Genomic DNA, 8,717 nt, shown 5'->3' with positions numbered 1-8,717 from the left:
ATTTTAGTTTTTTATATAGATTGTAGGCTGGTTCATTGAAATTAACTACACTAAGTCTGAGTTTTCTAATTCCTTTATCTTTGGCCTCCTGCTCTATCAATTTCATAGTTTCAAATCCATATCCTTTATTTCTGTAATTTTGCTTAACCAAAAAATCACAAATGAATCCTGATGTATCCTCTTTTTCATACCAAATAAAACCAATTTCCACCGTGATGCAGCAACTGATATTTCATAACCTCGTTACCAAATAGAAACTGCCATAAAATGTTGAATCAACAAAGTGCTTATGTGATATATCAAATCGATACATAAAATTTCTCCGAAAGCAATGAGTTACCGGGTTGCTCTAGTTTAACGAGTTAATAAATCCAATACCATCACTTTTTCTCCATTAAAGTCGAGCTCACCGTTATATTTAAATCCAAACTTCTTATAAAGTCGTAGAGCGTGTGCGTTGTTGTCATAAATACTTAGAAGGATCTTATTACACTGATATTCACTAGCGAGATGAGCGAGGAGGCTCTGCAGCATTAGTCTGCCAAATCCTTGCCCTTGATAGCGCTCGTCAATTAAAAAGCGATCTAACCACACTCTTCCCTCACTATTACCATCATCATATTCAGGAAACCAGCCGTACATTGCAAATCCAACTAGTTCATCGTCATAGTATAGCCCGACCGGCTTATAGTAAGGGCATTCATATGCTTCTTGTAAACACTGTTCAGGTGTTTCTATATATGTTTTTTGGTTTTCGCTGACCTTTAAGGCTAATACAGCAGAATTATTCTCTTCGGTTACTGGCGTAATTCGGATTGTACTCATATTTCGATTCTCCATTATTGTTGTAAGTTGATTACGAAACCATCTTAGTGTATATAGTAACTATATAGTCAAGAGGGGAGCAGAACTTTAATCTAATGAAACAAGACAAGCCTAGATATTTCACGACAGCGGAATTTGCCAAACTATGTAAAGTGAATAAACAAACTTTAATCTACTATGATAACATTGGGCTTTTATCTCCTATGATAAAGAATGCAAAAGGTTACCGTTACTATTCTATCCATCAGTTAGAGTTATTCAATGTTATTGATCTGTTTAAGGATCTCGGTATGTCATTAAACGAAATCCAAGAATATACGAAAAAGAAATCTCCTGAACTATTTCTGTCACTTATGTATCGACAAAAGGCAGAAGTGACTAAAAGAAGAGAAGCGGCTGAGAGAAATGAAAGAATATTAGAAACAAAGATTGCGCTATTAGAACAAGCATCGAATCTGAACTTTAATGAAATTACGCTGGAGTATTTCCCAGAGTCTAAACTTTATTTGAGTCGTGATATTAAGGACATTAGAGAAGACAATTTCGTGGAGGTTGTTTCTGATTTCATTGATGAGCTATTCTTAAATCAACTTGATACAGGTTACCCTATTGGCGGTATTACGATGCGCGAGCAAGTGTTGAACGGAGAGTTTACTAATTATACCTACCTGTATATGGAACAGCCTCATCCTAAAGGAGGTTATCCATTCTTCGAAACCGTAAAAGGCGATTTTTTGATTGGGTACCATATTGGGGAAGAGAGAACTATAGATTGCACATACAACCGGCTTTTTGATGAAATGGTTCGATTAAAATTATCATTAGGGAAATATGTTTTTGAAGAATACATTTATGACACGGTTGTTAAAAATCGAGAAGGAGATTATGTAACAAAGATTAAGCTGCATGTTGTTCGATAAGCTTTAAAATGCAGCCGACCGGATGTATCTATAGCCGTGGACTCCGTCAACTTAACCTGCCTGTTAGCTTAATAAAAAGAGCAGGATACCGAAGCACCTGCTTATCAATGTGATGTATTATTCAACTATCGTGTCCCGTTAGTTCAGTCAATGGATGCTACGAAAAGACTATATATCTCGTTCCTCACACTCAAAGGGTTCTTCACACGAGTAAATTTCATGGAAAAATCCCATATACGGGATATCGTCTTCTAGGCATTTTATGCGATACGACAACTCCTCATCACACTCCGGCTCTTCGCCGTTGTTCCGCATTACCTCGAATGCATCTACAATACCTTCCATGAGGTTTACTTGGATAAATAAAGGCAATTTATCCAACATAGAATTTTCGATTCTACTCTCGGACCTGTATCCCGCGAGGACTGTTTCAAAATAATCATCCATGAACTTTTTGCGTTTAACGACGTCTGGTTCAAATTGTATCCAGCCCACTCCGTTTGTCCAGAGACTCGCTAGGTCAAACATATACCAACAGTAACATGAATTATCGAAATCATATACGGTTATTTGCCCAGTATCAAAATCTATCGAATAATTCCCATCACTGTAATCAAAATGGACCATACCAAAAGACTCACGGTCCCTATCCAATCCTTCTAAGGTTTTAAGGAGCTCTACCAGCTTCTCCTTAAGCAGAGATAATGAGTCGGGGATCAGTTTATCTATATAATCGGCATTGAATTTGTCAAAAAAACTATGCCGGCGATGGACAGGCGTATAGCTTTTCGATATTTGGTTCAGTTTCCCCAGGACATTTCCGCAATTATAAAAATACTCGGAAAGTGGCGCGCCTTCCCGGTACTTATAGTGATTTTCTACCAGCAGTTTTCCCTGGGCCTTTTCAAACAGACCGATAAAGAAGGTGTGATTATTATGCGTGATCTCCTCAACCAAATCCCCCTGCCGGGAGCTGATGACATTTGAGACGCTACCTCCGTGCTCAAATAGATACCTCACATATTCCATTTCGCCTAGAAAATCTTTCCGGCTCCTGTCAGACAAGAAAGCAATTCGAAGTATTTTTGCGCCCGCACCTTCTTTCTCACAGGCATAGACGACATTCCGTCCTCCTTCATGTGGCGGAATCTGTTGGAATTGATACCCCTTCAACCCATACAACTCGGATACTAATGGAAGTAAATATGCATCACTGATTTTAACAACCTCGTTATAATTTATAAAATCTCCTCCAGTCAATTTTTGCCAACTATTTACCCATAATGAAAATACTTATAAAAAATGAATATTACTTCTGTAGAGCTAAAGAATGACCACTTTATTATGCATTGATATATCGCTTCTTTCAGCCATTTCTGCCAATATTGTACTTTAAAACCCCTTTTATACTCTAGGGAGACTTTTTATATAATAAAACTCTACCAGAAACCGTTTTAAGCACTTAAGTTACATGTACCTAGAGCCAAGACTATGTTTGACTTGGAGCGACAAACGTAGAAACGATCTAGCAAAGCTTGTGGATTAATGATTTTCTGGTGGCATTATAATCTTGTTCCTTGGTTTCAATCAAAAAACTTGCCCCTACTTATGATACGGTTCATCGCGCTTGATCTTAAACTATCTTGCCCGTTAGTTGAATAAATAAAAAATGGCTGCCGAAGCAACCGCTATTACACTAATGTGCCCCGCTAGCTTAATCGACATTATGCACCAGTCCGATAGACTTAGCCTTGCAGGGTTATCTGCTAATTACGCTTCACCGAACCCCCTTAGCAGACCAAGGAGAGCAGCGACGCGGCGTAGATACGATATTATAAGATGTCGGCAGCTTTTTCGACCATACTTTCTTTTAAATCCTTCTCTTACAGACTATGATTTATTAAATGAGCAATTTCTTTAACTCTCCCCATTGTAATTCCTTCTCTTTGTTCAACTGCAAGTGGATGATTCGTTTGTTCTAATTCTATTAACGGAACAGCACCAACTTCTTGTGTATGTACCATTGTCTTTAACGATAATGTAGTTATTGGATATATTGAAAGTTCAGTCGATAACCAACCAAAATAAGGTTTTTCAGTTTCCCTTCCTTCTACGTGCAATAATTCATTAGATTTCAAAAAGTTTTCTTCACTAAGAGAAACCCAAACACTCCATATAAATTTCTCTTTACTATCAATTATTGGTATTTCAATATGTCCTCTAATAAAGAAATGCTGTTCATCAATTACACAAAAATCTCTAATTAATTCTGTTCTTTTCTCTTCTGGCACAGTGTAAAAATAATATGGCGCTTCACTTCCGTAACATAAAGGAAGTTCACTTAATTCGTTGTTACAGTGAGGGCATTTCATGTTTTCTGCTCCTTATAGTTTCTTGGTGATTTCTTATAACGTCTTATTCGCGAAATTACTGAGTTATCCTGCCCGTTACTTCAATCAAATGAACAGCTAGCATCTGCCGGACATAGAAAGACCGCCATTGAAGGCGGTCTAAAATTTATCATTTCTGCCCAACAATAAGTCCTGGAGATATTAATAACCTGAGATGATTCGCTGTAAGCCTAATTAGAGCGTCTCAACCAATTTCTGAATCTTTGAGTGGGAAATTAAATATACAGGACCCATTATTTCTATTTTGCCGTCCTTTACACGCATTGCACTCTCTTGTTCTGCCGCATAAACATCAATCTCTTCAGACAAGGGGAACAGGTAACCTTGAACAAACGTAGCGTAGTCGCGTTTAGAATGAGATTCATAGGCAAAATGATTAAAGCCAATACCATCATAAATAGTACTTGTTTCAACTTCATTGCCAGTGTTTTTCAAACATAACCATTTTGCAGCCATGTTTATCGCACCGGCGCTGGCACCCATTATAACGGCATTGCTGTTCTTAATAACATTTGATAATTCATAATCCGCCAAAAAATCGTTTTGCAAAACAGGATCTCCGCCGCATAAAAAAATGACAGAAGCGTTGTGAATTAATCGCTGAGCATCTTCCTTCTGCATGCGGTAATCGATGAAATGATATTCATCAAAAATAATATTAGCCTGACTTAACCATGTACATTCAGAAACATCATCAATGTTAATTTGCTTCCCTGTATAACCAGACGGTTCAGCGCTAATCATAACAAGCGATTTTCTGTCTTGTATATCCTCATGCAAACAATGGACCAGCTTCTCTGGAAAAAAATTATTAAACCAACTGAGATAGTAGTATGTACTCAAACTTAATTACCTCCATATGTATTTTTCACAATAATAAAATGAAGTTACATATTAGTTATCTAATACGTAACTCCAATTATAAACAATAGCTTCTATTAGTAGAGTCTTAAACAATGGTCTCCATTAAAAATTCGATCACCGGGTAAGAGATCATATGCCGATCACGGTAAATCGAGGTAATAGCATCTGGCCGTGTGCTAAGGATTGCCTTCTGTAAAAGGGCTGCTTGAAAGCCTCTTTCTTGTGCACCGTTAATAGTAAAGGTTACACAATGTTCTGCGGCGAAGCCCGCAACGATGATGAATTCAACACCATGTTCACGTAGCAGTTGTTCCAAATCCGTCTTCCAAAAAGCATTAGAGAATTCTTTCGCCATCTGGATATCCGTGGGTGCTACTGTAATTTCCGGTATACTATTTCTTGCTTCTGGATCCGTATCCGCATTCGCCCCTTCCATGTCTTGTATATGGATGACGATTTGGTCCTTCGCACGAAGTAACCCAGATACATGATTAATGTATTCACAAGCCTCACTTACATTTAATTTCTCCATATGATCGTGTAAGAAAAGGTTTTGCATATCAATAATTAGGAATCCAATTTTTATTTTGAACTACCCCTCTCAGAACAAATATATTTTCTATATTAATCTGGATGTAGATTCAGCTCAAGGGAATAAATGAATTAGACTATTTTGTACAATAACATCATATGTTACGCCATTCCTCTTCATTTAGTTCGTTGTTAATGCCGACCCCAGCTAAGGAGCCCATAGAAGCGGCTATAATGGCTTGATGAAGATGTGTTGTTGCATCACCGCCACTATAAACGCCTGGAACGTTCGTTTTACCGAGATTATCGATGATGACTGTTCCTGTTTCTGTGAGTTCACAACCAATGGCTTGTGGCAAATCTGACCCGATCATAAGCTTCGGTCTAAAAAATATCCCCGTACATACGATGCTAGTACCATCCTTCAACACAACTTGCTGCACCATGCCATTGTCAGATTCGATCGACTGAATCGGTGAGTCATAGACAGGAATGTTATGTTGATTTAGCTCTTCGCGTTGTGCATCCGTCAAGTCATCCGATCCATTAGTACATACGGTAATCTTTTTCGTCCAACCAGATAACACTTGGGCCATATGCGTTGCATCGGCTCCCTTAACAATTACGACAAGAGGCTGATCTCTTAGTTCCCATCCATCACAATAGGGACAGATAAAGGCGCTTTTACCATATACGTCTGAGAGTCCCTTGATATCCATCGGGAGGTCCTTCATCCCTATAGCGAAGAGCACCTTTTTACTTTTATAGGTCTGACCTTGAACCGTCGTAATTTGAAAATCACCATCAGTTCCCGTAATCGATAGGGCGGTATCTTCCTCAAAAGTAACGGATGGATAGGCACTAATCTGCTCCCTCGCAATCCTCCTAAATTCGCTTGGACTTATAGAATCTCTAGTAAGAAAGCCATGCGTTTCTCGAGTAACCCTATTACGTGCGCGTCCTTCATCAATCACAACCACACTTTTTCTTGCCCTGCCTAGCACCAGAGCAGCATTTAGACCTGCCGGTCCTCCACCGATAATTACACAATCATGAGTCATACTAATTCTCCCTTTCGCTTTTCAATTTATATTAAAGATATTAAAGATTCACATTGTCGGTTATTATCTCAAAAAAATAACGGATCTCATTCCGTTTCTATTAACGACTTTATGAATCTATAATAACTTCAATGAACCTAAAAGGCAAGAGTTTATTCAATTTAGTCATTGCCCTCTTCATAACCGCCTATAGACAATCTGACTCTAATTATATCAACTTTATAAGATCTTAGAGGAGTATAAAAACCTATCTTCAATTAATCTTATTACCAAATCATCAAATGAAAAACATGTAGCTATACGTGTAGACTATTTCCCTTCCAATACGCAAGTCTATATATATCGTTTAGAACAAGGACATTAGTTAATACGCTACAATTTATGGCACAGTGGAAAAACAGTGATATATGAAGGTTTCTCCAACTTGACCACAAACCATATTATCGAACACCACTTCAATACCCAATTAATATAGCTCCCAACGTAATTACCCACAGTAACGGAATAGCACTAATAAAAAAGATAGTTAAAGATTTAAGCCTTCCCCTAAAAACCCAAGATAAAATCGAACAAATTACAACAGCAACTGGATACAAAGAAACAATTATCATTATTGATATTCCCCATGCTGAGATTCCATTGTCAAAAACCATAAAGGATAATCCCCAAATTATGAACCAAGGAATTAGCGATAATAAATAAAAGGCTTGAATAATAAACAAATATAATTTCATCGCTTCAAATCCTTTGCGCTTTATTCCATGATTATACATCTACCATCCAAAGGGTGATAGCCCTGTAAAATAAATTCAATATTAAATGATGGACATGCTTTTTTACGTACTATTCAAATGAAAAAACGTCCCTAATCCAATTCGGATTCCAGGACGCTTTAGAAAGAGCAATGTCTGCGATTCTGATATGTCTATATGAACTTGAAATGGAACTCTTAAAAAAGAAGTGAGTTATTCGATTAAAGCATTACCGGCCGGATTCTGCCGTCTTCTTCATAATGGAGTTCCGTAAATTTCATACTGCGTTTATGGTCCACGCCGCCAGACAGCGATGCGTCATGATAGAACAAATACCATTTCTCGTTAAATTCCACGATAGAATGATGAGTCGTCCAGCCAATAACTGGATTCAGGATCGTTCCTTGAAAAACAAAAGGTCCGCAAGGCTTATCACTAACCGCGTAGACGATCTTATGGGTTGTGCCAGTAGAGTACGAGAGATAGTATTTCCCTTTATACTTGTGCATCCATGGACCCTCGAAGTACCTCCTGTCTTCATCACCCGCAAGGATTGAGTTCCCTTCTTCATCAATAATGGTAATCTCCTGAGGGTCAGATTTGAATGTCAGCATGTCTTCACTCAGCTCACCCACCCAAGGACCGTAAGCCGGTTCCTCTGGGCCCTTTTCTACCGCATCTTGCTGAAAAACACCGTCATGCCACTTTTCTAATTGTCCGCCCCATAAGCCGCCAAAATACATGTAGGCTCTTTCGTCCTCGTCCACGAATACAGCTGGATCGATGCTGAAGCTTCCCTCGATATAGCTTTCTTGAGCCTGGAAAGGACCAGACGGAGAAGTTGACGTAGCCACTCCGATACGGAAAATACCCTCCTTGTCCCGGGCCGGGAAAAACAAATAATACGTCCCCTGCCGGTATGCGGCATCGGGCGCCCACATTTGCTTCGAAGCCCAAGGCACATCCCGAAGATGAAGCGCCTCTCCGTGATCTACACAGGGGGATGTAGGATCTTCCAAGGAAAACACATGATAATCTTCCATCGCATATTGGTCACCATTATCATTCGTAGGTCCATCATGGTCAATATCATGGGATGGGTAAATATACAGCTTGCCCTCAAATACATGAGCGGAGGGATCGGCTGTATAGAGATGGGTAACTAACGGTTCATTTTTTGTTGCCATAATAGGACTCTCCTCCTGATTGAGATTACGCCTGTTGATTAGCCAAGCAGAAATGGATTTTACCGTCCTTATAGGGACGATTCCGTTTCTGCGAGAAATATCAGAACATGAGTAGACTAATTTAGCTAATCAACAGGCCTAGATTGGAATTGATTCGTTCCATGGG

10 protein-coding genes are annotated in these 8,717 nt (G+C 38.8%); 1 reads left to right on the top strand and 9 read right to left on the bottom strand.

Features of this window, described 5'->3' with window-relative positions:
- Nucleotides 1-211: GNAT family N-acetyltransferase (locus ACWNM1_RS25950; RefSeq protein ID WP_449603204.1), on the bottom strand; the 211-nt coding region annotated here is incomplete at its 3' end.
- A gap of 143 nt (nucleotides 212-354) precedes the next feature.
- A complete protein-coding gene (locus ACWNM1_RS25945; RefSeq protein ID WP_449603203.1) occupies nucleotides 355-825 on the bottom strand; it encodes an N-acetyltransferase family protein in 471 nt (156 codons plus the stop codon).
- Nucleotides 826-920: 95 nt separating this feature from the next.
- Here ACWNM1_RS25945 and ACWNM1_RS25940 point away from each other — a divergent pair, with 95 nt between their 5' ends.
- Complete coding sequence (locus tag ACWNM1_RS25940; RefSeq protein WP_449603202.1) at nucleotides 921-1,745, top strand: MerR family transcriptional regulator; 825 nt, start codon at nucleotides 921-923, stop codon at nucleotides 1,743-1,745.
- A 168-nt stretch (nucleotides 1,746-1,913) separates the two neighbouring features.
- Here the strand turns inward: ACWNM1_RS25940 and ACWNM1_RS25935 are convergent, their stop codons facing one another.
- From ACWNM1_RS25935 to ACWNM1_RS25905, 7 genes are all read right to left on the bottom strand, one after another.
- Nucleotides 1,914-3,005, bottom strand: a complete 1,092-nt coding sequence (locus ACWNM1_RS25935; RefSeq protein ID WP_449603201.1) for a phosphotransferase enzyme family protein — start codon at nucleotides 3,003-3,005, stop codon at nucleotides 1,914-1,916.
- A gap of 623 nt (nucleotides 3,006-3,628) precedes the next feature.
- On the bottom strand, nucleotides 3,629-4,117 hold the full coding sequence (locus ACWNM1_RS25930; RefSeq protein WP_076285539.1) for a DUF2199 domain-containing protein: 489 nt from the start codon (nucleotides 4,115-4,117) through the stop codon (nucleotides 3,629-3,631).
- A 213-nt stretch (nucleotides 4,118-4,330) separates the two neighbouring features.
- Nucleotides 4,331-4,999: a Type 1 glutamine amidotransferase-like domain-containing protein gene (locus ACWNM1_RS25925; RefSeq protein ID WP_449603200.1), complete on the bottom strand. Its 669-nt coding sequence runs from the start codon at nucleotides 4,997-4,999 to the stop codon at nucleotides 4,331-4,333.
- Between the two features lie 106 nt (nucleotides 5,000-5,105).
- Nucleotides 5,106-5,600, bottom strand: coding sequence for a cysteine hydrolase family protein (locus ACWNM1_RS25920; protein ID WP_449603207.1), 495 nt, complete (start codon nucleotides 5,598-5,600; stop codon nucleotides 5,106-5,108).
- Between the two features lie 106 nt (nucleotides 5,601-5,706).
- A complete protein-coding gene (locus ACWNM1_RS25915) occupies nucleotides 5,707-6,612 on the bottom strand; it encodes an NAD(P)/FAD-dependent oxidoreductase (RefSeq protein WP_449603199.1) in 906 nt (301 codons plus the stop codon).
- Between the two features lie 455 nt (nucleotides 6,613-7,067).
- Complete coding sequence (locus tag ACWNM1_RS25910; protein ID WP_449603198.1) at nucleotides 7,068-7,385, bottom strand: hypothetical protein; 318 nt, start codon at nucleotides 7,383-7,385, stop codon at nucleotides 7,068-7,070.
- A 200-nt stretch (nucleotides 7,386-7,585) separates the two neighbouring features.
- Nucleotides 7,586-8,551, bottom strand: a complete 966-nt coding sequence (locus ACWNM1_RS25905) for a glycoside hydrolase family 43 protein (protein WP_449603197.1) — start codon at nucleotides 8,549-8,551, stop codon at nucleotides 7,586-7,588.
- Nucleotides 8,552-8,717 lie beyond the last annotated feature (166 nt).

Source organism: Paenibacillus sp. Marseille-Q9583, from assembly GCF_976954365.1.
Note: the sequence above shows the minus strand (reverse complement) of the source record. Positions and strands in the feature narration are given on the sequence as shown.